Annotated in this window: 27 protein-coding genes and 1 pseudogene; 19 read left to right on the top strand and 9 right to left on the bottom strand. The window is 67.9% G+C overall.

Going from position 1 to position 23,627, the window contains the following annotated elements; translation table 11 throughout:
- The first annotated feature begins 65 nt into the window (after positions 1-65).
- The 6 genes and pseudogenes from QFZ52_RS15135 to QFZ52_RS15110 all read left to right on the top strand — a co-directional run bounded on the left by QFZ52_RS15135 (position 66) and on the right by QFZ52_RS15110 (position 6,784).
- Positions 66-1,286, top strand: coding sequence for an MFS transporter (locus tag QFZ52_RS15135; protein WP_373425725.1), 1,221 nt, complete (start codon positions 66-68; stop codon positions 1,284-1,286).
- Positions 1,287-1,446: 160 nt separating this feature from the next.
- The gene (locus tag QFZ52_RS15130) at positions 1,447-2,421 is read left to right on the top strand and encodes an ABC transporter ATP-binding protein (protein ID WP_307498445.1); all 975 of its coding nucleotides are present in this window, start codon (positions 1,447-1,449) and stop codon (positions 2,419-2,421) included.
- Between the two features lie 9 nt (positions 2,422-2,430).
- Positions 2,431-3,333, top strand: coding sequence for an ABC transporter permease (locus QFZ52_RS15125; protein ID WP_307498444.1), 903 nt, complete (start codon positions 2,431-2,433; stop codon positions 3,331-3,333).
- A 4-nt stretch (positions 3,334-3,337) separates the two neighbouring features.
- Positions 3,338-4,639, top strand: coding sequence for a sensor histidine kinase (locus QFZ52_RS15120; RefSeq protein ID WP_307498443.1), 1,302 nt, complete (start codon positions 3,338-3,340; stop codon positions 4,637-4,639).
- Positions 4,632-5,357: a response regulator gene (locus QFZ52_RS15115; protein WP_307498442.1), complete on the top strand. Its 726-nt coding sequence runs from the start codon at positions 4,632-4,634 to the stop codon at positions 5,355-5,357. Before QFZ52_RS15120 ends, QFZ52_RS15115 begins: the two co-directional genes overlap by 8 nt.
- A 121-nt stretch (positions 5,358-5,478) precedes the next feature.
- Positions 5,479-6,784 (top strand): annotated as a pseudogene (locus QFZ52_RS15110) (M18 family aminopeptidase).
- Between the two features lie 88 nt (positions 6,785-6,872).
- Here the strand turns inward: QFZ52_RS15110 and QFZ52_RS15105 are convergent.
- Complete coding sequence (locus QFZ52_RS15105) at positions 6,873-7,520, bottom strand: DUF1345 domain-containing protein (protein ID WP_307498441.1); 648 nt, start codon at positions 7,518-7,520, stop codon at positions 6,873-6,875.
- Between the two features lie 235 nt (positions 7,521-7,755).
- Between QFZ52_RS15105 and rpsF the strand changes: the two genes are divergently transcribed.
- Genes rpsF through rplI form a run of 4 tightly spaced genes read left to right on the top strand, consistent with a single transcriptional unit; the run spans position 7,756 to position 9,492 of the window.
- Positions 7,756-8,061, top strand: a complete 306-nt coding sequence (rpsF, locus tag QFZ52_RS15100) for a 30S ribosomal protein S6 (RefSeq protein ID WP_066213614.1) — start codon at positions 7,756-7,758, stop codon at positions 8,059-8,061.
- A 55-nt stretch (positions 8,062-8,116) separates the two neighbouring features.
- A complete protein-coding gene (locus QFZ52_RS15095) occupies positions 8,117-8,722 on the top strand; it encodes a single-stranded DNA-binding protein (RefSeq protein ID WP_307498440.1) in 606 nt (201 codons plus the stop codon).
- Between the two features lie 60 nt (positions 8,723-8,782).
- The gene (rpsR, locus tag QFZ52_RS15090; protein ID WP_026820365.1) at positions 8,783-9,022 is read left to right on the top strand and encodes a 30S ribosomal protein S18; all 240 of its coding nucleotides are present in this window, start codon (positions 8,783-8,785) and stop codon (positions 9,020-9,022) included.
- A gap of 17 nt (positions 9,023-9,039) precedes the next feature.
- Positions 9,040-9,492, top strand: a complete 453-nt coding sequence (rplI, locus tag QFZ52_RS15085) for a 50S ribosomal protein L9 (RefSeq protein ID WP_307498439.1) — start codon at positions 9,040-9,042, stop codon at positions 9,490-9,492.
- A 187-nt stretch (positions 9,493-9,679) separates the two neighbouring features.
- On the opposite strand, the gene QFZ52_RS15080 is transcribed toward rplI, so the two are convergent.
- Positions 9,680-10,102 (bottom strand): DUF1801 domain-containing protein, encoded by a 423-nt coding sequence (locus tag QFZ52_RS15080; RefSeq protein WP_307498438.1) that lies wholly within the window; start codon positions 10,100-10,102, stop codon positions 9,680-9,682.
- 99 nt (positions 10,103-10,201) lie between these two features.
- On the opposite strand from QFZ52_RS15080, the gene QFZ52_RS15075 reads away from it, so the two are divergent.
- The gene (locus tag QFZ52_RS15075; RefSeq protein WP_307498436.1) at positions 10,202-10,843 is read left to right on the top strand and encodes an FMN reductase; all 642 of its coding nucleotides are present in this window, start codon (positions 10,202-10,204) and stop codon (positions 10,841-10,843) included.
- A gap of 9 nt (positions 10,844-10,852) precedes the next feature.
- Here QFZ52_RS15075 and QFZ52_RS15070 read toward each other — a convergent pair whose 3' ends face one another.
- Positions 10,853-11,401: a hypothetical protein gene (locus QFZ52_RS15070; protein WP_307498435.1), complete on the bottom strand. Its 549-nt coding sequence runs from the start codon at positions 11,399-11,401 to the stop codon at positions 10,853-10,855.
- Between the two features lie 569 nt (positions 11,402-11,970).
- On the opposite strand from QFZ52_RS15070, the gene dnaB reads away from it, so the two are divergent.
- From dnaB to QFZ52_RS15045, 5 genes are all read left to right on the top strand, one after another.
- The gene (dnaB, locus tag QFZ52_RS15065) at positions 11,971-13,347 is read left to right on the top strand and encodes a replicative DNA helicase (RefSeq protein WP_066213631.1); all 1,377 of its coding nucleotides are present in this window, start codon (positions 11,971-11,973) and stop codon (positions 13,345-13,347) included.
- Positions 13,347-14,675: an MATE family efflux transporter gene (locus QFZ52_RS15060; protein ID WP_307498434.1), complete on the top strand. Its 1,329-nt coding sequence runs from the start codon at positions 13,347-13,349 to the stop codon at positions 14,673-14,675. The genes dnaB and QFZ52_RS15060 overlap by 1 nt, the downstream gene beginning before the upstream one ends.
- A 69-nt stretch (positions 14,676-14,744) precedes the next feature.
- Positions 14,745-15,353 carry a hypothetical protein gene (locus QFZ52_RS15055; RefSeq protein WP_307498731.1) on the top strand — a complete coding sequence of 203 codons (609 nt, stop codon included), beginning with the start codon at positions 14,745-14,747 and terminating at the stop codon, positions 15,351-15,353.
- Between the two features lie 107 nt (positions 15,354-15,460).
- Complete coding sequence (locus QFZ52_RS15050) at positions 15,461-15,796, top strand: hypothetical protein (protein ID WP_373425685.1); 336 nt, start codon at positions 15,461-15,463, stop codon at positions 15,794-15,796.
- Between the two features lie 180 nt (positions 15,797-15,976).
- Complete coding sequence (locus QFZ52_RS15045) at positions 15,977-16,870, top strand: cytochrome b/b6 domain-containing protein (protein ID WP_307498729.1); 894 nt, start codon at positions 15,977-15,979, stop codon at positions 16,868-16,870.
- A 107-nt stretch (positions 16,871-16,977) separates the two neighbouring features.
- Here the strand turns inward: QFZ52_RS15045 and QFZ52_RS15040 are convergent, their stop codons facing one another.
- A complete protein-coding gene (locus QFZ52_RS15040; protein ID WP_307498433.1) occupies positions 16,978-17,517 on the bottom strand; it encodes a CGNR zinc finger domain-containing protein in 540 nt (179 codons plus the stop codon).
- Between the two features lie 70 nt (positions 17,518-17,587).
- Here QFZ52_RS15040 and QFZ52_RS15035 point away from each other — a divergent pair, with 70 nt between their 5' ends.
- Positions 17,588-18,595: an EamA family transporter gene (locus tag QFZ52_RS15035; RefSeq protein WP_307498432.1), complete on the top strand. Its 1,008-nt coding sequence runs from the start codon at positions 17,588-17,590 to the stop codon at positions 18,593-18,595.
- Between the two features lie 122 nt (positions 18,596-18,717).
- Here QFZ52_RS15035 and QFZ52_RS15030 read toward each other — a convergent pair whose 3' ends face one another.
- Positions 18,718-18,960, bottom strand: coding sequence for a heavy-metal-associated domain-containing protein (locus tag QFZ52_RS15030; protein ID WP_307498431.1), 243 nt, complete (start codon positions 18,958-18,960; stop codon positions 18,718-18,720).
- A 44-nt stretch (positions 18,961-19,004) separates the two neighbouring features.
- Positions 19,005-19,331, bottom strand: a complete 327-nt coding sequence (locus QFZ52_RS15025) for a metal-sensitive transcriptional regulator (protein ID WP_307498430.1) — start codon at positions 19,329-19,331, stop codon at positions 19,005-19,007.
- A gap of 312 nt (positions 19,332-19,643) precedes the next feature.
- Between QFZ52_RS15025 and QFZ52_RS15020 the strand changes: the two genes are divergently transcribed.
- Both QFZ52_RS15020 and QFZ52_RS15015 read left to right on the top strand, forming a co-directional pair.
- Positions 19,644-20,780, top strand: coding sequence for a WD40/YVTN/BNR-like repeat-containing protein (locus tag QFZ52_RS15020; RefSeq protein WP_307498428.1), 1,137 nt, complete (start codon positions 19,644-19,646; stop codon positions 20,778-20,780).
- Positions 20,781-21,077, top strand: a complete 297-nt coding sequence (locus QFZ52_RS15015; RefSeq protein ID WP_307498427.1) for a MoaD/ThiS family protein — start codon at positions 20,781-20,783, stop codon at positions 21,075-21,077.
- Positions 21,078-21,089: 12 nt separating this feature from the next.
- On the opposite strand, the gene QFZ52_RS15010 is transcribed toward QFZ52_RS15015, so the two are convergent.
- The 3 genes from QFZ52_RS15010 to purB all read right to left on the bottom strand — a co-directional run bounded on the left by QFZ52_RS15010 (position 21,090) and on the right by purB (position 23,561).
- Positions 21,090-21,308: a hypothetical protein gene (locus QFZ52_RS15010; RefSeq protein ID WP_066213663.1), complete on the bottom strand. Its 219-nt coding sequence runs from the start codon at positions 21,306-21,308 to the stop codon at positions 21,090-21,092.
- A 223-nt stretch (positions 21,309-21,531) separates the two neighbouring features.
- Positions 21,532-22,122, bottom strand: coding sequence for a histidine phosphatase family protein (locus tag QFZ52_RS15005; protein WP_307498425.1), 591 nt, complete (start codon positions 22,120-22,122; stop codon positions 21,532-21,534).
- An 8-nt stretch (positions 22,123-22,130) separates the two neighbouring features.
- On the bottom strand, positions 22,131-23,561 hold the full coding sequence (gene purB / locus QFZ52_RS15000) for an adenylosuccinate lyase (protein ID WP_307498424.1): 1,431 nt from the start codon (positions 23,559-23,561) through the stop codon (positions 22,131-22,133).
- Positions 23,562-23,627: the final 66 nt, after the last annotated feature.

Below are 23,627 nucleotides of genomic sequence, written 5' to 3'. Positions count from 1 at the left end.
ACCGCACCCGTGACACCCGCACCCGTGACACCCGCACCCGTGCCGGCAGAACCGCAAACAGCAGAATTCCAGACAGCAGAACTCCAGAAGGAAGAGGCCGAGGCTCAGCCGTGAACATCCAGCTCCGACGCGCAACCATCATGACCTTCGTGGTCTTCGGCATCAACGGACTCGTGTTCGCCAGTTGGGCGTCACGCATCCCGGCCGTCGCCGCGACCCTGCAGCTCTCCCCCGGCGAGATCGGCGGTCTGCTGCTCTGCATGGCGGTCGGATCGCTCGTGGCGCTGCCTAGCGCGGGATGGTGCGTGAACCGGATCGGGGTCGCCAACACCATCCGGGTGGCCAGTGTTTTCTGCGCCCTTGCGGTCTCCGGGGTCGCCACGGGCCTCGCATTGCACTCCGTGCCGGTCACGGGCGGCAGCCTCGTGCTGATCGGCGTGGGCATCGGGCTGTGGGACGTCGCGCAGAACATCGAGGGCGCCGACGTGGAACACCAGCTGCGGCGCACCATCATGCCGCAGTTCCACGCGGCGTTCAGCGGAGGCGCGTTCGTGGGAGCCCTCCTGGGTGCGGGTCTCTCCGCCGTGGGCGTCGGCCTGCCCGCGCACATGATCGGCATCGCGGTCCTCGTCCTGGTGATGGGCCTCGCGGCGCCGCGTTACTTCCTGCCCCATGCCCCGGAAGACCAGGACGACGTGCCAGCCGGTGGCCGGATGTTCGCCTGGAAGGAACTCCGCACCTTGCTCATCGGCGTGGTGGTCATGGGCGCGACCCTGAGCGAGGGCGCCGGGAACGACTGGATCGCCAAGGGCACCGTGGACGGTCTGCACCAGAGTGAATCGACGGGCGCGCTCGTCTTCGCGGTGTTCGTTGCCGGCATGACCGTGTTCCGGGTGCTGGGCGCGGGCCTGATCGACCGCTTCGGACGCGTGGCCGTGCTGCGCGGCAGCATGCTCGCGGCCGCGGCCGGTCTGGCCCTGTTCTGCTGGAGCGGCACTCTCTGGCTCGCGATCCTGGGGGCTCTCCTGTGGGGTGCGGGCGCCGCGCTGACCTTCCCCATGGGCATGTCCGCCGCCGCCGACGATCCGCGCCTGGCCGCGGCGCGTGTCTCCGTGGTGTCCACGGTGGGCTACGTGGCGTTCCTGGCGGGGCCGCCCGTGCTGGGCTTCCTGGCTGACCACCTCGGCGTCCGCAATGCACTGTTGTTCATCGGGATCCCGATCGTGCTCGCCGCCGTCCTGGCGTCGGCAGCCAAGCCGCTCAGCGTGGAACGTACGCCCCGCTGACCGCCGGGGTCCACCTGAGGGCGTACCGGCGTCGTCGGGAATCATCCGCCGGACAGAGGCATGCCGCGATCCCGCTGGATAGCCTGGAAGCAGGGCACTTCGCCAGCCGAACCTGGCAGGAGCCGACACCGATCGCATCATCGAAAAGCGAGGACCAGGCATGATCCAAGCACAAGGCTTGCGCAAGCAGTACGGACCCAAGACCGCTGTTTCCGGCATCAGCTTCACCGTCCAGCCAGGCAGGGTCACGGGCTTCCTGGGGCCGAACGGCGCCGGGAAGTCCACCACCATGCGCATGATCATGGGGCTGGACAAGCCGACCGCCGGGCACGTGACCGTCAACGGGAAGCCGTTCGCCCAGCACAAGGCGCCGCTGCGTGAGGTGGGCGCGCTCCTGGACGCCAAGGCCGTGCACACCGGCCGGAGCGCCTACAACCACCTCCGCGCCATGGCCGCCACCCACGACATCCCGCTGAGCCGGGTCCACGAGGTGATGGCCATGACCGGCCTGACCGAGGTGGCCAAGAAGCGTGCCGGCGGGTTCTCGCTGGGCATGGGCCAGCGGCTCGGCATCGCCAACGCACTGCTGGGCGACCCCCAGACCCTCATCCTGGACGAGCCCGTCAACGGCCTCGACCCCGAGGGTGTGCACTGGGTCAGGAACCTGGTCCGCTACCTCGCCGGGCAGGGCAAGACGGTCTTCCTCTCCTCCCATCTGATGAGCGAAATGGCTCAGACCGCTGACCACCTGCTGGTGATCGGCCGCGGTCAGATCCTCGCGGACATGTCCGTGCAGGAGCTGATCGCGGGTGTCCAGCAGAAGAAAGCCCTGGTCAGAACGCCGCAGTCGGCGGAACTCGCCGCGGCACTCGCGGCTCCCGGCGTCTCCGTCAGCCAGTCCGCCCACGAGACCCTCGAGGTCTCCGGCCTGGACACGCGGGACATCGCCCGCGCAGCGCTGGAGCGTCAGATCCTCCTGTACGAGCTGACGCCGCAGGAGGCCTCCCTCGAGCAGGCGTACTTCGAGTTGACGCGCGGGGCCGCCGAATACCAGTCCGACTTCAGCATGGCCAACGCCACTCACGCTCACGCCGCGGCGGCCGGTCCCGCCGATGGCCAGGGCTTCGGGAACTAGGGGACAGTGATGAGCACACAGACTTTGAACACGACGCAGAAGGCCCCCGCCCAGGGGGCCACCACCGGCAACTGGAGCTTCCTCGGCCTGCTGCGCAGCGAATGGATCAAGTTCTGGAGCCTCCGCTCCACCATCTGGCTGCTGGCGTGCACCGCCGTCGCGGCTGTGGGTGTCGGCGCGCTGACCGCCTGGGTCCGCCACACGATCTTCGAGACCATGATCGATCAGGCCAGCAAGATGGGCGCCAAGCCGTCCGCTCAGGAACTGCAGTCCTCGATCGGCCAGGGCAGCGGCATCGACCTCTACAACCTGCCGAACGCCGGCCTTCAGATCGCCGTCCTGGTCCTCGGCTCCCTCGCGGTGCTGTTCCTCTCGAGCGAATTCGCCACCGGCATGATCCGTTCCACCATGTCCGCCACGCCTCAGCGCCTTCCGGTGTTCGCGGCCAAGGCGATCATCCTGGCCGTGGTCGGGTACGTGCTGGCCACCGTCACCGCCGTGATCACCTTCCTGATCTCGATGGCGATCTTCTCGGACATGCCCGTCTTCAATCTGGGCTGGGACACCGAGGGCGTGCTGCAGGGGGTCTTCACCGGTGGCCTGTACGTGGCCGCCGTGGCGATCATCGGCCTCTCCCTCGCCGCTCTCCTGAAGAGCTCGGCCGGCGGCGTGACCGTGCTGGTGGCGCTCCTGTTCGTCCTGGACTTCGCGGGCAGTTTCATGCAGCTCATCCCGGGCGAGTTCTGGAAGTACGTCCCCCAGTACCTCCCGAGCCAGGCCGGCGGGCGTTTCCTCGCCATCGGGCACGTCGACGGGATGCTGGATCCGGGCATCGCGGGTCTCGTCCTGCTCGGCTGGGTCCTGCTGCTGGCCATCCCGGCCCTGTTCGTCCTGAAGAAACGGGACGTCTGAGCACGTGACCCGCTCCAAGGACTCCTTCGCGGCGCCGTCCCCCACGGGGACGGCGCCCGCGCCGCTTTCACTGGCGGAGATCAACGCCCGCCACCGCGGGGCGGTCCGCCGGTACTTCAGCGCGCATCCGAAGGTGATGGACGCCGTCGTGGTGGTCTGTTACCTCCTGCTCTCCCTCGCGACGTCGATCAGCAACGCCGCGCGCGGAACCTGGCTCGCCCCCGTGGCCGTCCTGGCCATCGCGGCGGCGCTGTTCTTCCGGCGGAAGGCCCCGCTGGTGGTCTTCGGCGTGGTGGCGGTGCTGGAGTTCGTCCTGGCCCTGACCGATCTCTGGGCGTCCAATCTGAGCGCCGGGCTGTGGTTCGCCCTTTATGCGGTGGGGGTCGCGTACCGCCGTCGTGTCGCGGTCATCGCCTTGATCCTCGGGCCGGCCCCCCTGGTCTGGCGCTACGTCTTCGGAACGAGCGCCGAGCAGTACGCGGAGGCGTTCACGAACGGCGGCCCCGAGGTCAGCGACATCGCCTTGCGCCTCTCGGTGGTGCTCACCACCTACCTGAGCTGCGTGATCGCGGTCGGATTCGGCATCGCCGTCCGCCAGCGGAGGCAGTACGAAGCCGCGATCGCGTCCTGGGCGGAACAGTCGACGCAATGGGGCCGTTCGGCCGAGCGGAGCCGGATCGCGCGGGAGATGCACGATGTGGTGGCGCACTCCCTGACGGTCATGGTCTCGTTGGCGGACGGCGCGTCGACGGTGCTGAAAAGGGATCCTGAGCGCGCGGCGGAGGTGCTCACCGAACTCTCGCGGACAGGGCGTGCGGCCCTGGCGGACACGCGACGGGTCCTCGGCGTCCTCCGCGAGGAGGACGGCGCGGCACCCTTGACCCCTCTCAACGGCGACAACGATCTCGAACGGATGGTCACCGGTTTCCGCACGGCGGGGCTGCCGCTGACCTTCACCTTCACGGGTCCGGGCCTGCCCGAGGACACCACGCTGCGCCTGTCGGTCCACCGGATCGTGCAGGAGGCGCTGACCAATGTCCTGCGGTACGGCAAAGGACTGTCCCGTGTGGACGCCGTGGTGGAGCACGCGCCCGGCGTCGTGCACATCCGGGTGCAGAACGACGGCGTCGGGTCGGCTTATGCGTCGGGGACCGCCAGCGCCCTCGGCAGCGGACAGGGCATCCCGGGGATGCGTGCGCGGGCCGGCATGTACGGTGGCACTGTGCAGGCGTCCGCCCTGCCGGCCGGCGGCTGGCTGGTCACCGCGGAGCTGCACTATGACAAGGGGGTTGCAGGCGATGCCTGAGCTGGTGAATGAGACGGGTGGCGCCGTGAGTGGTCCGGTGCGATTGCTACTGGTGGACGACCAGCCGCTGCTGCGCGTGGGGTTCCGGCTGGTGCTGGAAGGCGAGGAGAACCTGGTCGTGGTGGGCGAGGCCTCCAACGGCGCCGAGGCAGTGCGCCAGGTGACCGCCCTGAAGCCGCATGTGGTGCTCATGGACGTCAGGATGCCCGGTATGGACGGGATCGAGGCCACCCGCCTGATCGCCGCCGCGCACCCGGAGACCAGGGTGATCATCCTGACGACCTTCGATCTGGACGAGTATGCGTTCGCGGGACTTCAGGCCGGAGCCTCGGCGTTCCTTCTCAAGGACGTGGCCCCCGAGGAGCTCATCCACGCGGTGCACGTCGTGGCGAGCGGCGACGCCGTGGTGGCGCCCCGGGTGACGCAGCGGCTGCTCGAGACCTACGTCCGCGGAGCGGGGCGGGGGCATGGCGACGGCCAGACGCCTCCCCGCGACCCGATGCTCGAGGAGCTCACGCCGCGGGAGACCGAGGTCCTCCTGGCGATGGCCGAGGGCCTCACGAACGGTGAAATCGCGTTGAAGTTCTTCCTCTCCGAGGCGACGGTGAAGACGCACGTGCGCCGCATCCTGGCCAAGCTCCACCTGCGGGACCGGGTCCAGGCCGTGGTGTACGCCTATGAGACGGGCCTCGTGGTCCCGAGCAACCCGGACTACTGAGCCGCTCCCTCGCGGTGCTCCGCGGGGGTGCTCCACGGGGTGCGTGCGCATTTGTGGTCGTTTCCCCTGGTGCGGGGCCGCCGCTCCTGAGCCCGCGACGGCGGGGGGCTAGCCTTGAACCATGTCTTCACCTGCCACCGCATACGAACACATCCAGGACTTGGGGGCGTATGTCAGCGCCTCGCCGTCGAGTTTTCATGCCGCCCATGAGGCCGCAGCCCGCCTCGACGCGGCGGGTTTCACCGCGCTGGACGAGCGCGAGCCGTGGGCTGGCGGCCCCGGCGCCTTCTACGTCGTCCGGGACGGGGCGCTCATCGCCTGGGTCACCCCCGACGGCGCCGGCCCCACCACGCCCTTCAACATCCTGGGCGCCCACACGGACTCCCCGTCCTTCAAACTCAAGCCCCGCCCCACCACGGGCCGCTTCGGGTGGCTGCAGGCCGGCGTCGAGGTCTACGGTGGTCCGCTCCTGAACTCCTGGCTGGACCGCGAGCTCCGCCTGGCGGGCCGCCTGGTCCTGCGCGACGGCAGCGAGCATCTCACGGCCACGGGGCCCGTGCTCCGCTTCCCGCAGCTGGCCATCCACCTGGACCGCGGGGTCAACGACGGGCTCACCCTGGACAAGCAGCACCACATGAACCCCGTGTTCGGCCTGGGCGATCCGCTGCAGGAGGACCTTCTGGCGGTCCTTGCCGCGAGCGTTCCGGGCGGCGGGGTGGATCCCGCGGACATCGGCGGGTACGACGTCGTGGTGGCGGACACGCAGCAGCCCGCGGTGTTCGGGGCGAAGGACGAATTCTTCGCCTCCGGACGTCTCGACAACCTCTCGGCGACGCACGCGGGCCTCGTCGCCCTGATCCGGCATTCCGCATCGGAGGTCCCCGCGGGCGGTCCCATCGCGGTGCTGGCGGCGTTCGACCACGAGGAGATCGGATCCGGCTCGCGATCGGGAGCCTGCGGTCCGATCCTCGAGGACATCCTGACCCGGATCTCGGACGGCCTCGGCGCCACGGTGAGTCAGCGGCGGCAGGCCCTGGCGGCGTCGTTCTGCGTGTCCGCGGACGCCGGCCACGCCGTGCACCCCAACTATCCCGAGCGGCACGACCCCGCCAACCGTCCGGTCCTGAACGGCGGGGCCACTCCTTAAGATCAACGCCAATCAGCGGTACGCCACGGACGCCATGGGGGCCGCCTTCTGGGCGCGGCTCTGCGCGGAGGCCGGCGTGCCGTACCAGGAGTTCGTGTCCAACAACGACGTGCCCTGCGGCTCCACGATCGGGCCCCTGACGGCCACCCGGCTCGGTATCCGGACGGTGGATGTGGGCGTCGCGCTGCTCTCCATGCACTCGGCCCGCGAGCTGTGCGGTGTGGAGGACCCGTTCCGGCTGGCGAAGGCTTCGGAGCTGTTCTTCCGGACGGCGGTCTGAGGCCTCTTCCTCCCTGCACGTTCCTCCCCTCAATTGCCGGTGGCCCCACGGAAATCCGTGGGGCCACCGGCGTTTCAGGGTGCTTGTGTCAGGACGCCAGGCTGACCACGAGGTTGATGGTGCTGGCCAGGACCACGGTGCCGAACAGGTACGAGAGCAGCGAGTGCTTGAGCGCCTCCTTGCGGATGGCAGTGGTCTCCAGGTTGGTGTCCGAGACCTGGTAGGTCATGCCGAGGCTCGTGCCCAGGTAGGCGAAATCGGTGTACTGAGGGGGCTCGTCCTGGTTGAAGGCGATGCCGCCCACCTTGTCTCCGCCGTAGTACATCTCCGCGTAGCGGAGGGTGAACAGGGTCTGGATGAGCATCCAGGACAAGGCCACGGTCACGAAACCGAGTGCGGCGTTGGACAGCCGCTCGGACGAATCCCCCTGGTGGGAGGAGATCACCAGGATCGCGACGGCGACGATCGCCGCGATGTTGGCGCTCAGGATCAGCGCCTCCGTCACGCCGCGGGACGGGTCCTCCGACGTCGCGTGCTCGCGCGTCTGCGCGGCGTTGAGCCGGATGGTCCGGGAGAGCACCCATCCCACGTAGGAGGCTGCGGCCGCGGCCCAGCCCGCGGCCGGGGCCTGGACGGGGTGTCCCGTGAGGAGGACGATCACGGCCGTCGTCGCTCCGACGATCAGCATGATGAGGAAGCGCAGGCGTGCCCTGCGGACCGGTTTCTTGGGGGTCATGACCCAAGGCTAACCGTCGGTCCACAGCACCTCCTGTCGCAGCGATCCACATATGGACGCGCGCACTGTCCTCCTGCGGAGACGCCGAATAGGCTTGAGACGTGAAATGCACTAAGATTGTGAAGTCTGTGTTGCGCCTTGCCCTCAATCGGAGGGTCGGGCCACCGACAGTCGCAATGAACCTCCTGTTACGGAGAGACCGTAACCGTTCAGCCCAAAGGAGGTGGGTTCACATATGCGTCCTTATGAGTTGATGGTGATCTTCGACCCCGAGGTCGAAGACCGCGCCGTTGAGCCGTCGCTGCAGAAGTTCCTGAATGTCATCACCACCGACGGTGGAACCGTCGACAACGTTGACATCTGGGGCCGTCGCCGTCTGGCCTACGAAATCAAGAAGAAGTCTGAGGGTATCTACGCAGTGGTCAACTTCACCGCTGCTCCCGCTACCGCTCAGGAACTGGATCGCCAGCTCGGCCTCAACGAGACCGTTCTGCGCACCAAGATCATCCGTCCGGAAGACCAGAAGGTTTCCGCAGAGTAATTCTGCGTGACTTCGGTCCTCCACATTTCTCGCAGGAACCCCAAGGAGGAAGCAGATGGCAGGCGAAACCCCAATCACCGTTATTGGCAATCTGACCAACGACCCCGAACTGCGTTTCACGCCGTCCGGTTCGGCCGTTGCGAACTTCACCATTGCTTCCACCCCGCGGACCTTCGACCGCCAGTCGAATGAATGGAAGGACGGGGAAACCCTGTTCCTTCGCGCTTCGATCTGGCGTGAGGCTGCCGAGAACGTCGCAGAATCCCTGACCAAGGGCATGCGCGTGATCGTCAGCGGCCGTCTGAAGAGCCGCACCTACGAGACCAAGGAAGGCGAGAAGCGCACCGTTATGGAGCTCGAGGTCGACGAGATCGGCCCGAGCCTCCGGTACGCCAACGCGAAGGTCAACCGCAACCAGCGCTCCGGCGCCCAGGGCGGCGGTGGCTGGAACGGTGGCCAGTCCGGCAACGGTGGCGACTCCTGGGGCAACCAGGGCGGGGGCTCTCCGGCCCCCTCCGGTGGAACCCAGGGTGGCAACTGGGGCGGCGGCAACAGCCGTCCTCAGCAGCGTCCGGCCTCCCAGCCGCAGGACGACCCGTGGGCGACCCCGGGTGTGTCCGATGGCTGGGGCAACGGCCCGGACTCCGAACCGCCTTTCTAAACCACAACATTCACCATCCCGTGGATCACTCCACGGGCTCCCAGGAAAAGGAGCTCCACGATGGCTAAGGCTGAAATCCGTAAGCCCAAACCAAAGTCCAACCCCTTGAAGGCCGCTGACATCACCGTCATCGACTACAAGGACGTCGCACTTCTGCGCAAGTTCATCTCTGACCGTGGCAAGATCCGTGCCCGCCGTGTCACTGGTGTCTCCGTTCAGGAACAGCGCAAGATCGCACAGGCAATCAAGAACGCCCGCGAAGTTGCTCTGCTCCCTTACTCCGGCGCTGGCCGCGGCTAAGGAAGGGATTCACTACCATGGCAAAGCTCATTCTTACCCAGGAAGTCACCGGTCTCGGTGCTGCTGGCGACGTGGTCGAGGTCAAGAACGGGTACGCCCGTAACTACCTTCTGCCCCGCGGCTTCGCTCTGACCTGGACTCGCGGTGGCGAGAAGCAGGTTGAGAGCATCAGGGCTGCCCGCGCTGCTCGTCAGCAGGCCAGCCTCGAGGCCGCTCAGGCCCAGGCTGCCGCCCTGTCTGCCAAGAAGGTCGTCCTGAAGGCGAAGGCCGGCGTCGCCGGTCGTCTCTTCGGCACCATCAAGCCGAGCGACGTCGTCGCCGCTGTCGAGGCCGCTGGCCTGGGCTCGGTCGACAAGCGCTCCGTGCAGCTGCCGGTCCACATCAAGTCCACCGGTTCCTACACCGCGAACGTCCGTCTGCACGACGACGTGACCGCTGTGGTCAACCTGGAGATCGTGGCCAGCAAGTAATTTGCGGAAGTAGCATAGGGTTCCCCGAGACCGAGCGTAGCGAGGCGCCAGGGACCTGCCGCAGTGCTTCGGAAGGCGCTCCACCCCTTGGGGGGTGGGGCGCCTTCGTCATTTACGGAGGCGGTCCGCATCCTGGGCCGCCTTCCAGGCCACTCCCACGGGCAGCCGCCCCGCCGCGGAGCGGTGGTCAGGGCCGGTGGTCGTGTTCCATCGTGTGGGCGTAGCCGAGCCGTGCGAGCTCGCTCAGGACGTCGGGATCCACGTCGGAGAGCCGGTTGACGTACAGGCAGCTCACGCCGCGTCGGTGCTTGCCCAGCCGCTCTAGCAGGTGTTCCGCCTCAGGATGGGCGAGCAGGCCGTACAGGGCGAACTTCCCCTTCCGCGGCGAGAAGCCGAGCGGAGGAGCGTCGCCCTCGTGGCCGCTCTCGTAGCGGTAGTGATACTGACCGAAGCCCACGATCTTTCCCGTCCAGAGGACCGCCGTATGGCCGCTCAGCGCCTCGAACAGCCGGATCAGAGCCCGGGAGTCGACCTGCTGCTCCGGACGGTCCAGGGAGACGATCAGGTCATCGACGGGCGAGGAGCCGACGGCGGCGTCGAGGGGGTGCATACCCCCATCCAAGCACCGCCGACGTCCAGGGAATAGATCCGGCGGGCACGCGTTAAGGAAAGTAAATGCAAATGCATCTACTATGGGAGTGTGGATCACATGGAATCAGCAACTGAGCCCCGCAAGGTCGTGGTTCTCTCGGCAGGCCTGGGCGTGCCGTCGTCGAGCCGTCTGCTGGCGGATCAGCTCGCCGCGGCGACTCAGCGCTCCCTGACCGGACTGGGGATCCAGTCCGAGGTTCAGGTGGTGGAACTGCGTGACTACGCCGTCGACATCGCCAACAACTTCGTCACCGGGTTCGCGGCGCCGCGCCTCGCGGACCTCATCTCGGCTGTGGAGAACGCGGACGGACTGGTGGCGGTCAGCCCGGTGTTCAGCGCCAGCTTCAGCGGCCTCTTCAAGTCCTTCTTCGACGTCGTCGACCCGAAGGCGCTAGAGGGGACCCCGGTGCTCCTGGGCGCCACGGCCGGGACCGACCGGCACCAGATGGTGCTGGATTACGCGATGCGTCCCTTGTTCGGCTACCTCCGCTCGCGCGTGGTGCCCACCGCCGTATTCGCGGGTCCGCAGGACTGGGGGAACACGGACGACGGCGCGCAGCGGGGTTCGCTGGCCGACCGGGTCGAGCGCGCAGGCGGTGAGCTCGCAGCCGTCATCGCGGAAGCTCCCGCCCGCCGGCGCGAGGACGACATGGTCTCCCTCCCCTTCGAGCAGCTCCTGGCAGGCATCTCCGCTCACTAGAGCAGCTCACTAGAGCAGGGAGACGAACTCCCGGGCCTCGTCGAGGGAGATCGTCGAGTGGCGGGCGAGGAGGGCTGCGGCCTGCTCCCGCTCGCCCTGGACGGCGAGATCCCGGATCCGTCCGTAAATCTGATCGTTGAGCATGTTGCTGCTCACCTCGAGGGTGGTGTCGCCGCTGCTCGCGATGGCGCGGTAGCGGTAGCCGAACACCTCCGGGGTGTCCTCTTCCCCGGCCTCGCCCGAGTTCGCCGGCTGGGGCGCGGCGATGTACGGCTGAGGGTAGCGGGCCATGGCCAGCACGGTGTCCCGTGCCTGACGGAGTCCGACCCCGGTGGCTTCGCGGTACACCTTGATGGCGCCGATCAGCTGCTCCTGGGCGATGAGGGAGTACAGCGCACGGTGCTGCTCCGAGTTCAGCCCGCGGGTGGCCTCCCGGGCCAGCTCCCGAGGATCCACTTCTTCCCGGGGCTCCGCGGGGCGGTTCCAGCGGCGGGCCAGCAGCAGAACCACGGCCACGACGGCGATCAGGATGAGAAGCGGGATCAGGAGAGGTTCCACGCCACCAGCCTATTCCAGACAGGCGCGTTCCAGACAGGCGCGCCGCGCATGGGCGCAGCTCACAGGCTCACCGGGGAGTGGGCGACAGGTTGTCCACATCTCGGGCTGCGGCCTGTGGATGAAAAAATATCCGGAAATTCTTTCCCTCCACATGATGTAGATAGCATTTCCGCAGGTCAGAGCGCGTTTGCAGTAACGGCCTCTCCCACTTACCCACAAGTGGACCCAGGGAAGCGCACAAGCTCAGCTTGGTCATCCACAAGTTATCCACAGCTGTGAGGAAATGTGGGCTTTGAGGCTGTGGGAAACCCGACTACCGTGAGTGGGTACTCCACCCGGGACGGCGCGCGCCGCGCGATGCGGCCGCCGTCGCGACCGATTCCCGAGTCGGTTCTCCAGGGTGTCCCTCCTCCCGTGATCCGGGGCTGGACCGATCCGGAACGGCCGGAGGGCGGAGCCGCACTCCGGCCGGACACCCCTGTCAGATCGAGCGCCTGTCGGCTCGGAAATACTGTCAGTCCTCCCGGGGAAGATCTTCTTGACAGACAGCAGGAAAAAGGAAGGCAACCGTGTCCGTAGCGCCCATCGAGGCCGTGGATGGCCCGCGTCAAGACGACAACCTGAGGACTCCCCCGCAGGACATCGCCGCTGAACAATCCGTCCTGGGAGCCATGCTCCTCTCCAAGGACGCGATCTCCAGCGTCAGCGAGGTCATGCGCGGCAATGACTTCTACCGCCCGGCCCACGAGGCGATCTTCGACGCCATCCTCGACCTGGACTCGCGGGGCGAGCCGGTGGACGCCGTCACGGTCTCGGACGAGCTGACCAAGCGCGGCGAGATCAACCGCATCGGCGGACCGGCCTACCTCCATGAGCTCCTGCAGACCGTCCCCACGGCCGCGAACGCCAACTATTACGCGGACATCGTCGCCGAGCGCGCAGTGCTGCGCCGGCTCATCACCGCCGGCACCAAGATCGTCCAGCTGGGCTACGGCCAGGACGGCGAGGTCGAAGAACTGGTCAACCAGGCGCAGGCCGAGGTCTACGCCGTGGCCGAGCGCACCACCACCGAGGACTATGTCGCCCTGAAGGACGTCATGGAGCCGACCCTCGATGAGATCGAGGCCGCCGGCACGCAGACCGGCGGCATCTCCGGCATCCCCACGGGCTTCCGGGAGTTCGACGAGCTCACCCACGGCCTGCACCCCGGTCAGATGATCGTCATCGCGGCCCGTCCCGCCGTGGGCAAGTCGACCTTCGCCCTCGACTTCGCACGGTCGGCCGCCATCGCCAACAACCTGCCCACCGTCTTCTTCTCGCTCGAAATGGGCCGGAACGAGATCGCGATGCGTCTGCTGTCGGCGGAGGCGGAGATCAACCTTCAGGACCTGCGCCGCGGCACGGTCAAGCAGGACCAGTGGGACAAGATCGCCGGGAGCATGGCCAGCATGAACGACGCTCCGCTCTTCATCGATGACAGCCCGAACATGACGCTGATGGAGATCCGGGCGAAGTGCCGCCGCCTCAAGCAGCAGCACGGTCTCAAGCTCGTCATCCTCGACTACCTCCAGCTCATGACGAGCGGCAAGAAGGTCGAGTCCCGCCAGCAAGAGGTCTCCGAGTTCTCCCGTGCCCTCAAGCTGCTGGCCAAGGAGATCCAGGTCCCGGTCATCGCGCTCTCGCAGCTGAACCGTGGTTCGGAGCAGCGTACGGACAAGCGGCCCATGGTCTCCGATCTGCGTGAATCCGGCTCGATCGAGCAGGACGCCGACATGGTCATCCTCCTCCACCGTGAAGAGGTGTACGACAAGGAGACGGCCCGTGCCGGTGAGGCGGACATCCTGATAGCCAAGCACCGTAACGGCCCCACCAAGGACCTCGTGGTCGCCTTCCAGGGCCGGTACTCGCGCTTCAAGGACATGGCCGCAGAACAAGAAGGATTCTGATGGCCCGTGATGCGCGGCTGGGCCGGGAGATCCTCCGGCTCGCCGTCCCGGCCTTCGGCGCGCTCATCGCGGAGCCGCTCTTTCTGCTGGCGGACTCCGCGATCATCGGCCACCTCGGCGTCGCGGAACTGGCCGGCGCCGGCCTGGCGACCACGGTCCTGCACACTGCCGTGGGGCTCATGGTGTTCCTGGCGTACTCCACCACGCCGGCCGTCGCGCGGCTCGTGGGCGCCGGACATCCGGAGAAGGCTCTGGCGGCGGGCCGGGACGGCTTGTGGCTGGCGGGCGTCCTCGGGGTCATCCTCGCCCTGCTGGGCCTGTGGACGGCGCGTCCGCTGCTGGCCACCCTTGGCGCCAGCGACGAGGCGGTGCTCGGTTTCGCGGCGGAGTACCTGCTGTGGTCCTTGCCGGGCCTGGTGGCCATGCTGCTCGTCTTCGCCGGGACGGGCGTCCTGCGCGGCTTCCAGGACACCCGCACGCCCCTCGTGGTGGCTGGAGCGGGCTTCGGCATCAACATCGTGCTGAACTGGATCCTGGTGTACGGGATGGGGCTTTCCGTGGCGGGCTCCGCCCTCGGCACCAGCATCGCTCAGTGGCTCATGGCGCTCGTCTACATCGTCATGGTCGCCCGAAGGGCCTCGCGGCTGGGGGTGGGGATGGCTCCGGACCTCAAGGGCGTCCTCTCGCTGGCCCAGGTGGGCTCGTGGCTCATGCTGCGCACGGCCTCCATGCGCCTGGCCATCCTCGCGACGGTCTTCGTGGCCAGTGCGCAGGGCGCCGTGAATCTGGCGGCCCATCAGCTCACCATGACCATCTTCAGCTTCCTCGCCTTCGCGCTGGACGCCCTCGCCATCGCGGCCCAGGCGATGATCGGCAAGGAGCTGGGCGCCCACCAGCTGGAGAAGGTCCGCGAACTGACCCGCACCATGATGCGCTGGGGCCTCGGGTTCGGGGTCATCACCGGGGTGTTCCTGGCCGCGGTCTCCCCCTGGGCCGGCTGGCTGTTCACCCCGGATGAACGGGTTCACCAGTCCTTGATCGCCGCGCTCCTGGTCCTGGCCGTGGGGCAGCCCATCGCGGGACTGGTGTTCGTGCTGGACGGTGTCCTGATCGGCGCCGGGGATGCGCGGTATCTCGCCCTGGCGGGCGTGGTCAACGTCCTCGTGTATGCGCCGCTCCTGCTCGGGGTGTACTTCCTGGGGCCGCAGGAGGGTCCGTGGGGGCTGTTCTGGCTCTGGCTCGCATTCGGCATCGGTTATATGTCTGCGCGGGCATTGACGCTGGGCTGGCGGGTCAGGAAGGACAACTGGATGGTGGCCGGGGCATGAGACTCAGCCTCGCGGCGGGGGCCCGATTCGCCGCCTGATCGCCGCGGCTTTAAGCTTGAAGGCGTGACTATGGACCAGGAACTCCCCCAGAACGAGCCTGCCGGGCGCCCGGGCGTCTCGCAGGATGCCGGAAAACTCTGGGCGCCCTTGCTGGTCCGGTCCCTCGTGGCCCTGGTGTTCGGCGCCGTCACGGTCTTCTGGGTCGGGCCCAGCCTGGCCGTCTACGCCTATGCCGCCGCCGGGTATCTGCTGGCGAGTGGAGCCTCGCTCTTCTGGCTCGGACGGCTCTCCTCGGACTCACTGCGCACACCGCTCTCGGTGGCCGCGATCGCCGAGGCGGCCGCCGCCGTCGTGATCCTGGCGCTCAATCCGCACACCGACGCGGGGGTCACGCTGGCGCTCTCTGCGGCCCTGGCAGTGGCCGGCGCGGTGGAGATCGGGCTGTTCCTCAAGCGCCGCACATCCTCCGAGGCGCGGGTCCTGGGTCGGGATCTGCTGATCTCGGGCGTCGTCGGGCTCGGCACCGCGCTGCTGCTTCCCTTCTTCATCTCACTGGGCGCCCACGCGCTCCTCGGAGTGGCCGGCGGTGGCGCCGTGCTGACCGGTGTCCTGTGGATCCTCTCGGCGCTCACCCTCCGTCACGATGCGCGGCGCAGCCCCGGATCGCTGAACGCGTAAACTGGTAGAGGTTCTACGCGAGGTAGAAACCAGTGCCACGAGGGCACACACGAGGGCAGCCGTGGAGGCTGCACGATTCAGACGCACGACAAGCCAGGAGTTGGACAGTGGACGGGCAGCAGCCGGAAGAACAGCGTTCAGTGCGGTCGTCCATCAAGGGTCCCTTGATGTTCTCCGCTTTCTGGGCCGTGGTGGCCTTCTTCGGTGTCCTGATCTTCGCCTCCGGCGGCAGCGCCAAGATGCAGCGCTTCGACCTCGCCTTCACCGGCGCCGGGATCGCGTTCATCGTCACCCTGGTCATCTCGGCCATGCTCTCCCTGACGCACAAGGACAACGCCCCGCACCTCGGTGAGGGCTCCGGCGTGCACCTCTCCTCCGCGGACGAGGCCGGCGAATCCCGTGACTCTGAGAAGCCCGACGACGAACAGGGTTCACACCACTAGGGAGAATTCCTGACCACTCGTTAGACTGGCTGCACTTCGCATACCGCCACGGCGCCGACACCCTGAGCGCCGCCAACAGATGAGGTGTCCCGGTCCATGTCCCGCGTCCCCCAAGCCCCCAAAGCAGCCCGCAAACCGGGCAGCGGTGCCTCCAAGAACGCGCGGGGCGGAGTGCTGGCGATGCCGTCACGGAAGACCCTGATCGCCACGGGCGCTGTGGTGCTGGGAGCCATCGTGGTGGTGCTCCTGGCCATCTGGATCCGGTCCACCACCGCAGGCCAGGACTTCATCCGCACCTACCCCGGGCATTCCGGGCTTCCGGCGGGGACGCAGGAAGGCCTTCCGCTCTGGCTGAGCTGGCAGCACTTCCTGAATGCCTTCTTCCTGCTGCTGATCGTGCGCACCGGCCTCCAGGTGCGGACCGTGCAGCGCCCCGCGGCGTATTTCACGCGCAACAACAAGGGCTTCATCAAGACCAAGAACCCGCCGGCCAAGATCTCGCTGGACCTGTGGTTCCACCTCTGCCTCGATGCGCTCTGGGTCCTCAACGGCGTGGTGTTCATCGTGCTGCTCTTCGCCACCGGCCACTGGGTGCGGATCGTCCCCACGAGCTGGGACGCCTTCCCGAACGCCGTCTCCGCGGGCCTGCAGTACGCCTCCCTGAACTGGCCCACCGAGAACGGCTGGGTCAACTACAACGCACTGCAGCTGCTGACGTACTTCCTCACGGTGTTCGTCGCGGCGCCGTTGGCGCTCCTGACCGGCATCCGGATGTCCGGCGCGTGGCCCAAGAAGGCCGCGATCAACAAGTTCTACCCGCTGGAGCTCGCCCGCAAGGTCCACTTCCCGGTCATGATCTACTTCGTGGCCTTCGTGGTGGTGCACGTGTTCCTCGTGCTCAGCACGGGCATGCTGCGGAACCTGAACCACATGTACGGCAACCACGACGGCGAGGACTGGCTGGGCTTCTGGCTCTTCGTGGCCTCGCTGGTGGTCATGGCGGCGGCGTGGCTGCTCGCCCGCCCGGTCTTCCTGCGGCCGATCGCATCCCTCATGGGCAAGGTCGGCCGCTGAGCACCTCGATCCGGGCCTGACGGCCCTGTCGGGCGCGGCGGGCAAGCCCGGGCGCGGCGCCGATGGCGGCACCGTCCTCGCCCGCCTTCTGGCGGCTGCGTCGCCCGTCAGCTCCGCTGGCGGGCCCGGTACGCGGCGACGTGCGTGCGATTGGCGCAGTTGCCGGTGTCGCAGAAGCGTTTGGAGCGGTTGCGGCTCAGGTCCAGCACCGCGGCGTCGCAGTCCTCGGCCGCGCACAGCGCCAGCCGGGAGAGCTCTTTGGAGCGGATGACGTCCAGGATCCCCATGGCGGTCTCGGTCGCGATGCGGTCCGCCAGCGGCGCCTCGTGAGTCGTCGCATGGAGATGCCAGTCCAGGCCGTCGTGTTTCATCAGCTGGGGCAGCGCCCGGGCGTCCCGGAGGATCCTGTTGACCTCTTCCGCCGCCTCGTCCTCCGGGGACGTCCACAGGGCGCGCAGCACGTCCCGCAGCCGTCGCACGGAGGCGAGCTCGGCGTCGTCGTGCGTGCGTGAGCCGTAGAACTCCTCGCGCGTCAGGAAGGCGGTCAGGTGTCCGTCATCGGGGAGGAGTTCCGCCCCGTTCGCGCTCGTGTTGATGAGATTCATGGCGGAACGCAGGGCCACCTCGGTGTCATGAGCAAAAACCATATTGACTCCTTACTTCTCCTGCCGCTACTGTCACGAGTAAAGCACGTTTCACTCCTGACAGGAACTCGCCATGCCTCGCACCGCAACGACCGCGCGCCGCGCCCCTTCGGCCTTCGTCGGCGTCCCCGTGGCGCTGCTCTCCTCGGCGGTGTTCGCCACCTCGGGGTCCTTCGGCAAATCCCTGCTGGAGATGGGCTGGTCGCCCGGAGCCGCGGTCGCGATGCGCCTGAGCGGCGCCGTTCTCATTCTGACCCTTCCGGCCCTCTGGTCGCTGCGCGGCAAATGGCACCAGGTGCGGGACAACTGGCTCACCATCGTCCTCTTCGGCCTGTTCGGCGTGGCGGCGTGCCAGCTCTTCTACTTCAATGCCGTCCAGACCCTCTCGGTGGGGGTCGCGCTGCTCCTGGAGTACCTGGCGCCCGTCATGATCGTGCTGTGGCTGTGGGTGGTCAAGCGGCACGCGCCGCGCTGGCTCACCATCACCGGCACGGTCGTGTCGATCGCAGGCCTGCTCCTGGTGCTCGACCTGGGCGGCGCGCGCGTCGACCCGGTGGGCGTCCTCTGGGGCGTCGCGGCCGCGGTCTGCCTGGTGGTCTACTTCTTCATCACCGCTCGCCAGAATGAGGGCCTGCCGCCGCTGGTGCTCGCCTCGGGCGGGATGCTCGTGGGGGCCGTGGTGCTGTGGATCGTGACCCTCACGGGGATCATGCCGCTGCGTTTCACCTTCGGCGAAGCCCACCTCGGCGGCGCGTCGGTGCCGTGGTGGATCTCCCTGGCCGGGATGGTCATCCTGTCCACCGTGATCGCTTACGTGACCGGCATCTACGCGTCGCGCGCCCTGGGATCCAAGGTGGCGTCGTTCGTGTCCCTCACCGAGGTGCTGTTCGCCGTCGTGTGGGCGTGGCTGCTGCTCGGCGAACTGCCGGCGCCCATCCAGATCGGCGGCGGCATGCTGATCGTCCTGGGCGTCCTCCTGGTGCGGGTGGACGAGCTCCGGGATCCCGACTTCACGGACGAATCCGCCATGGTGGCCGAGGCGGTGCCGGCCGGGCGGCCCGAGGCCCGGGTCGACGCCTGAGCCGAGCGCCCGGGAGCGGCGCTTCGACGACGACGGCGCCCCCTCCCGGCCGCCACCCGCCCTTCCGGGTGGGGGCGCGGCCGGGGGTGGGGCGCCGTCGTCGTGATCGCAGGGGCCGCGCTTCAGGCGCGGTCTGCGACGACCACGTAACCGGCCTCCGCCACGGCCTCGCCGATCTCCTCGGGGGAGAGCTTTCCGCGCGAGGAGATGGTCACGGTGGAGACCCCACCGGCATTCAGGTCCACCGCGACGCGCTCCACGCCGTCGACCGCTTCCAGCTCCTCCGTCACGGAGGAGACGCAGTGGCCGCAGGTCATGCCAGAGACGGAGACCTGGGTGGTGATCAGGGATTCAGGGGTGCTCATGATGTTCTCCTCGGGGTGACGTGATTCGGGTGACGGGTGCTTGATCAGCGGAGCAGGCGGCCGATGGCGTCCGTGGCCTCTTTGACCTTGGCGTCGACCTTCTCCTGGCGCAGTGCGCCGTCGGACTCCTCCGCGGCGCCCACCACGCAGTGGCCGATGTGCTCCTCCACCAGGCCCAGGCTGACGGCGTGCAGAGCCTTGTTGACGGCGGCGATCTGCGTGAGGATGTCGATGCAGTACTTGTCCTCCTCGACCATGCGCGCGATGCCCCGGACCTGCCCTTCGATCCGCTTCAGACGCCGCTGGTAGGCCTCTTTGTTGGCGGAGTAGCCGTGCTGGTGGGGGTGTTCCTGAATGCCGGACTCGCTCATGTCTCGAGGGTATACCCCCTAGGGGTATCAATCAAGGGCCGCTCCGGGGCCGGACGCGCGATCCCGGGAAATGGAAAGCCCCGGAACACGTCATTGGGGGATACGTGCTCCGGGGCAGCTCATGGGGCAACTTCTTCGTCGCTGGATCGAGCTTAGCGGCAATTCCGGGCGCTTCGCCACTTCTGCCGATTACTAATCGCGGCGGACTTTCGTGACAGAAAATCAACAACCGTATGAATCGCAGATGCGGAGAAAATCGGCGCAGAATTCCGCACTATTGCGGGTGTTCTGAAGCAGTGCTTGCATGGAGGCATGTCAACGGCGACGCAGTATCTGGTGGCGATCGGTACGAAAAAGGGCCTCTGGCTGGCCCGCAGCAAGGACCGCAAGGACTGGGTCCTGGACGGACCCCATTTCCTCATGACGGAGATCCCGAGCATCGGCATCGACACCCGGGACGGAACGCGGCTCCTCGTGGGCATCCGTTCCGAGCACTGGGGTCCCACGGTGGCGCACTCGGATGATCTCGGCGCCACCTGGACCGAACCGGACGGGGGCGGGATCGCCTTCGGCGAAGGCGACGGCGCCGCCGTCGAACGCATCTGGCAGTTGCAGCCCGACCGCGAGGACCGTCCGGGCGTCGTCTGGGCCGGCGTCGAGCCGATCTCGCTCTGGCGATCCGACGACGGCGGCGAGCACTTCGAGCTCAACCGCGGGCTGTGGGAGCACCCGCACCGTCCGGAATGGGGCGAGGGGGCAGGCGGCGGTGCGGTGCACTCGATCATCCCCGCGCCCGACGGATCCACCGTGCACGTCGCCATGAGCACCGGCGGCGTCTATCGCACGCGGGACGGCGGGGAGAGCTGGCAGGCCACGAACCGGGGCATCGGGGCGTCGTTCCTGCCCGGCGAGCTTCCCGAGTTCGGGCAATGCGTTCACAAGATCGCCGCCGACGCGGGCGATCCGGACCAGATCTACGCGCAGAACCACGGCGGTGTGTACCGAACGCGGGATGCCGGCGACAGCTGGCAGGCGATCGAGCACGGGCTGCCGGCGAACTTCGGTTTCGTCATGCTGAGCCATCCGCGCAACGCCGGGACGGCGTGGGTGATCCCGCTGGCCGCGGACGTGGAGCGTATCCCGGTGGATGGGCATCCGGCCGTCGGGCGCACGCGGGACGCCGGGGAGAACTGGGAGATGCTCGACGCAGGCCTGCCCGCCAAGGATTACAACTCGATTCTCCGGGACGCCGCCGCCGTCGACACGGCGGAACCCGTGGGGGTCTACTTCGGGACCCGTGGCGGCAGTGTCTATGCGAGCTCCGATGAGGGCGCCACCTTCCAGGAGATCGCGTCCCATTTGCCGGACGTGCTGTGTGTCCGAGCGGCGGTCATCGAGGTGCCGGACCAGGAATCAGCGGCCGATGACGGAGTCCCGGTGACGAGCTGAATGGGCGCCTTCACCGTTCTGATCCCCAGTGTCCTGCGCCCCCTGGTGCAGGACGCAGACCTGCTGGACGTCGAGCTTCCCGACGACGGCCGGCCGGCCACCGTGGCCCGCATCCTGGGCTCTGTGGCGGCCGACCATCCCGTGCTGGGCCGGCGGCTCCGCGATGAGACGGGAGCTCTCCGGCGTCATGTGAACGTGTACCTGGGACCCGATGAGGTCCGCAGGCTTCAGGGGCTCGAGACCGAAGTCCCTGATGGGGCGGAGCTGATGATCATCCAGTCCGTCGCGGGTGGCTAGGACTCCGGCCCGTCAGGCGACCCGCCACAGCTGGTAGTCCTGGGAATCGAGAACGCGGCGTTGGCCCGTCTCCTCGTCCCGGATCCACACCACGCCCAGGCCGGGAGCGATGTCCTGAACCTGGCCGCGCCGGACGAACGTGGTCCGGGGCATCAGGTGGAAGCGTTCGGCCTCCACGTGATCACCACGGCGCAATTGGTGGAGCGAACTGATGAGGGTTCGTGCGGTCATGTCCCTTCACCTCCACGGAGAGAAATTTTCGGTACTCCCAGTCAACCGGCCTGGGATTTCAGGCGGGTTTCGGTGCCGTAAGAAGTGGGTGAGGGCGCGGTTACGGATGGGCGGTTACGGATGCGGTGTGCCGCGGCCGCGGGACTGGGGTAGGCCCAGGGCGGGTCAGGGCGGGTCCCGTGAGCCCGGGCGGCCTGGGTGGGTCAGGCGGGCGGGTCGCGCGTCAGAGGAGGCCGGTGAGGCGCCAGGATCCCGGTGCCCCCTCGAGAGCGACGATCCCGGTGTTGGCGAGTGGCAGACGGACGTCGAACGCGCCGTCGTGCGTCACCCGGGCCGCGGTCCAGCAGCGGATCGCCGCGCCGTGGCTGATGGCCAGGACACTGGCGTCGGAACCGTGGGTCCGGGCCATTTGGTCCACCGCGGCGTCGAAGCGGCGGAAGAAGGCGGTGTGATCTTCGGCGCCGTCGATCCGCGACAGGGTGTCGCCGAGGGCCCAGGCGATGACGTGAGCGCCGTAGCTGGAGCACGAGTCGTCGTCGTTCAGCATTTCGAGCACGCCGGCGCCGATCTCTTCCAGGCCCTCGAGCACGGTGGCCGGGAGGTTCCTGGCCTGGGAGAGCGGGCCGGCAGTGAGCTGGGCCCGCAGCAGGGGCGAGGCGTAGACGGCGTCCAGGTGTTCCGCGGACAGCCGTTCCACGAGAGCGTGCGCCTGTTCCAGACCCAGGTCCGTCAGCCCAGGACCCGGGCGCCCCGTGTCCAGGGCGCGGAGCAGGTTACTGGGCGTCTGGCCATGCCGGACGAGGAACAGGCGCACGGCCGGGGCTACTTCAGGTAGTCGACCAGTGCCGCCGCCACGCCCGTGTAGGACGCGGGGGTCAGCTGGAGGAGACGGTCCCGGGCTTCGTCCGAGAGGCCCAGGCCGGAGACGAACTCCTGCATGCGCGCCGCGTCGACGCGGTGGCCGCGCGTGAGGTCCTTGAGGCGCTCGTACGGGTTCTCCATCCCGGGAACACCCGCGATGGCCTCGGCACGCATCACGGTCTGGATGGCCTCGCCGAGGACCTCCCAGTTCCCGTCCAGATCGGTGGCGAGGACGTCCACGGACACCTTGAGCTGCTTGAGGCCCTTGACCACGTTACTGATGGCCAGCAGGGAGTGCCCGAAAGCGACACCGATGTTGCGCTGCGAGGACGAGTCCGTGAGGTCACGCTGCCAGCGGGAGGTGACCAGGGTCGAGGCCAGGACGTCGAGCAGTCCGCTGGAGATCTCGAGGTTGGCTTCAGCGTTCTCGAAGCGGATCGGGTTGACCTTGTGCGGCATGGTGGAGGAACCGGTGGCGCCGGCCACGGGGATCTGCGCGAAGTACCCGATGGAGATGTAGCTCCACACATCGGTGCAGAAGTTGTGCAGGATGCGGTTGAAGCGGGCGACGTCCGCGTACAGCTCCGCCTGCCAGTCATGGCTTTCGATCTGGGTGGTCAGCGGGTTCCAGTCCAGGCCCAGACCCTCGACGAAGGTCCGGGAGACTTCGGTCCAGTCGGCAGCCGGCACGGCGGACACGTGGGCGGCGAAGGTGCCGGTGGCGCCGTTGATCTTGCCGAGGTACTCCGTGCGGGAGATCCGGTCCAGCTGGCGGCTGAGGCGGTGAGCCACGACGGCGAGTTCCTTGCCGAGCGTGGTGGGGGTGGCAGGCTGACCGTGGGTGCGGGACAGCATCGGGACGTCACGGTTCTCCGTGGCCATGGCGCCGATCTGGTCCACCAGGGCGCGTGCGGCCGGAAGCCAGACGTCTTCCACGGCGCCCTTGACACCGAGCGCGTACGAGAGGTTGTTGATGTCCTCCGAGGTGCAGGCGAAGTGCACCATGGGGGTCAGGGATTCGATCCCGATGGCCGGCAGGCGGCGGCCGATGTAGTACTCCACGGCCTTCACATCGTGGACCGTCACGGCCTCGATCTCCGCGAGCTCGGCCACGGAGTCCGCGTTGAACTCGGTGACGATGGCGCGCAGCTGCTCCTGCTGTTCCTGGCTCAGCGGGGCCGAGCCGGGAAGGACGGAATTCGAGGTGAGGTGGATCAGCCACTCCACCTCGACGGCGACGCGGTCACGGTTCAGCGCGGCCTCGGACAAGTAGTCCACGAGGGGTGCCACGGCTGCACGGTACCGGCCGTCCAGGGGCCCTAGGGCGATCTGGCCCTCGCCTGCAGCCAGGGAGAGACGTCCGGACGGGATGCGCGCAGTGGTTTCAGCCATGTGCTCATTCTTTCACGGGCAGGGCGGCTGTCTCATCTCGGAGCGGCCATGTGGACAATGCGTGAC

The organism is Arthrobacter woluwensis, from assembly GCF_030816155.1.
Taxonomy (GTDB): domain Bacteria; phylum Actinomycetota; class Actinomycetes; order Actinomycetales; family Micrococcaceae; genus Arthrobacter_E; species Arthrobacter_E woluwensis_A.
This window is presented reverse-complemented; position numbering and strand designations above follow the sequence as displayed.

Bases quoted from the DNA above. Each gene is read 5' to 3' on its own strand.
- QFZ52_RS15130 (WP_307498445.1), top strand. From the start codon at position 1,447: ATGATCCAAGCACAAGGCTTGCGCAAGCAGTACGGACCCAAGACCGCT.
- QFZ52_RS15125 (WP_307498444.1), top strand. From the start codon at position 2,431: ATGAGCACACAGACTTTGAACACGACGCAGAAGGCCCCCGCCCAGGGG.
- QFZ52_RS15115 (WP_307498442.1), top strand. From the start codon at position 4,632: ATGCCTGAGCTGGTGAATGAGACGGGTGGCGCCGTGAGTGGTCCGGTG.
- QFZ52_RS15105 (WP_307498441.1), bottom strand. From the start codon at position 7,520: ATGACCCCCAAGAAACCGGTCCGCAGGGCACGCCTGCGCTTCCTCATC.
- rpsF (WP_066213614.1), top strand. From the start codon at position 7,756: ATGCGTCCTTATGAGTTGATGGTGATCTTCGACCCCGAGGTCGAAGAC.
- QFZ52_RS15095 (WP_307498440.1), top strand. From the start codon at position 8,117: ATGGCAGGCGAAACCCCAATCACCGTTATTGGCAATCTGACCAACGAC.
- rpsR (WP_026820365.1), top strand. From the start codon at position 8,783: ATGGCTAAGGCTGAAATCCGTAAGCCCAAACCAAAGTCCAACCCCTTG.
- rplI (WP_307498439.1), top strand. From the start codon at position 9,040: ATGGCAAAGCTCATTCTTACCCAGGAAGTCACCGGTCTCGGTGCTGCT.
- QFZ52_RS15080 (WP_307498438.1), bottom strand. From the start codon at position 10,102: ATGCACCCCCTCGACGCCGCCGTCGGCTCCTCGCCCGTCGATGACCTG.
- QFZ52_RS15075 (WP_307498436.1), top strand. From the start codon at position 10,202: ATGGAATCAGCAACTGAGCCCCGCAAGGTCGTGGTTCTCTCGGCAGGC.
- QFZ52_RS15060 (WP_307498434.1), top strand. From the start codon at position 13,347: ATGGCCCGTGATGCGCGGCTGGGCCGGGAGATCCTCCGGCTCGCCGTC.
- QFZ52_RS15055 (WP_307498731.1), top strand. From the start codon at position 14,745: ATGGACCAGGAACTCCCCCAGAACGAGCCTGCCGGGCGCCCGGGCGTC.
- QFZ52_RS15045 (WP_307498729.1), top strand. From the start codon at position 15,977: ATGCCGTCACGGAAGACCCTGATCGCCACGGGCGCTGTGGTGCTGGGA.
- QFZ52_RS15040 (WP_307498433.1), bottom strand. From the start codon at position 17,517: ATGGTTTTTGCTCATGACACCGAGGTGGCCCTGCGTTCCGCCATGAAT.
- QFZ52_RS15035 (WP_307498432.1), top strand. From the start codon at position 17,588: ATGCCTCGCACCGCAACGACCGCGCGCCGCGCCCCTTCGGCCTTCGTC.
- QFZ52_RS15030 (WP_307498431.1), bottom strand. From the start codon at position 18,960: ATGAGCACCCCTGAATCCCTGATCACCACCCAGGTCTCCGTCTCTGGC.
- QFZ52_RS15025 (WP_307498430.1), bottom strand. From the start codon at position 19,331: ATGAGCGAGTCCGGCATTCAGGAACACCCCCACCAGCACGGCTACTCC.
- QFZ52_RS15020 (WP_307498428.1), top strand. From the start codon at position 19,644: ATGTCAACGGCGACGCAGTATCTGGTGGCGATCGGTACGAAAAAGGGC.
- QFZ52_RS15015 (WP_307498427.1), top strand. From the start codon at position 20,781: ATGGGCGCCTTCACCGTTCTGATCCCCAGTGTCCTGCGCCCCCTGGTG.
- QFZ52_RS15010 (WP_066213663.1), bottom strand. From the start codon at position 21,308: ATGACCGCACGAACCCTCATCAGTTCGCTCCACCAATTGCGCCGTGGT.
- purB (WP_307498424.1), bottom strand. From the start codon at position 23,561: ATGGCTGAAACCACTGCGCGCATCCCGTCCGGACGTCTCTCCCTGGCT.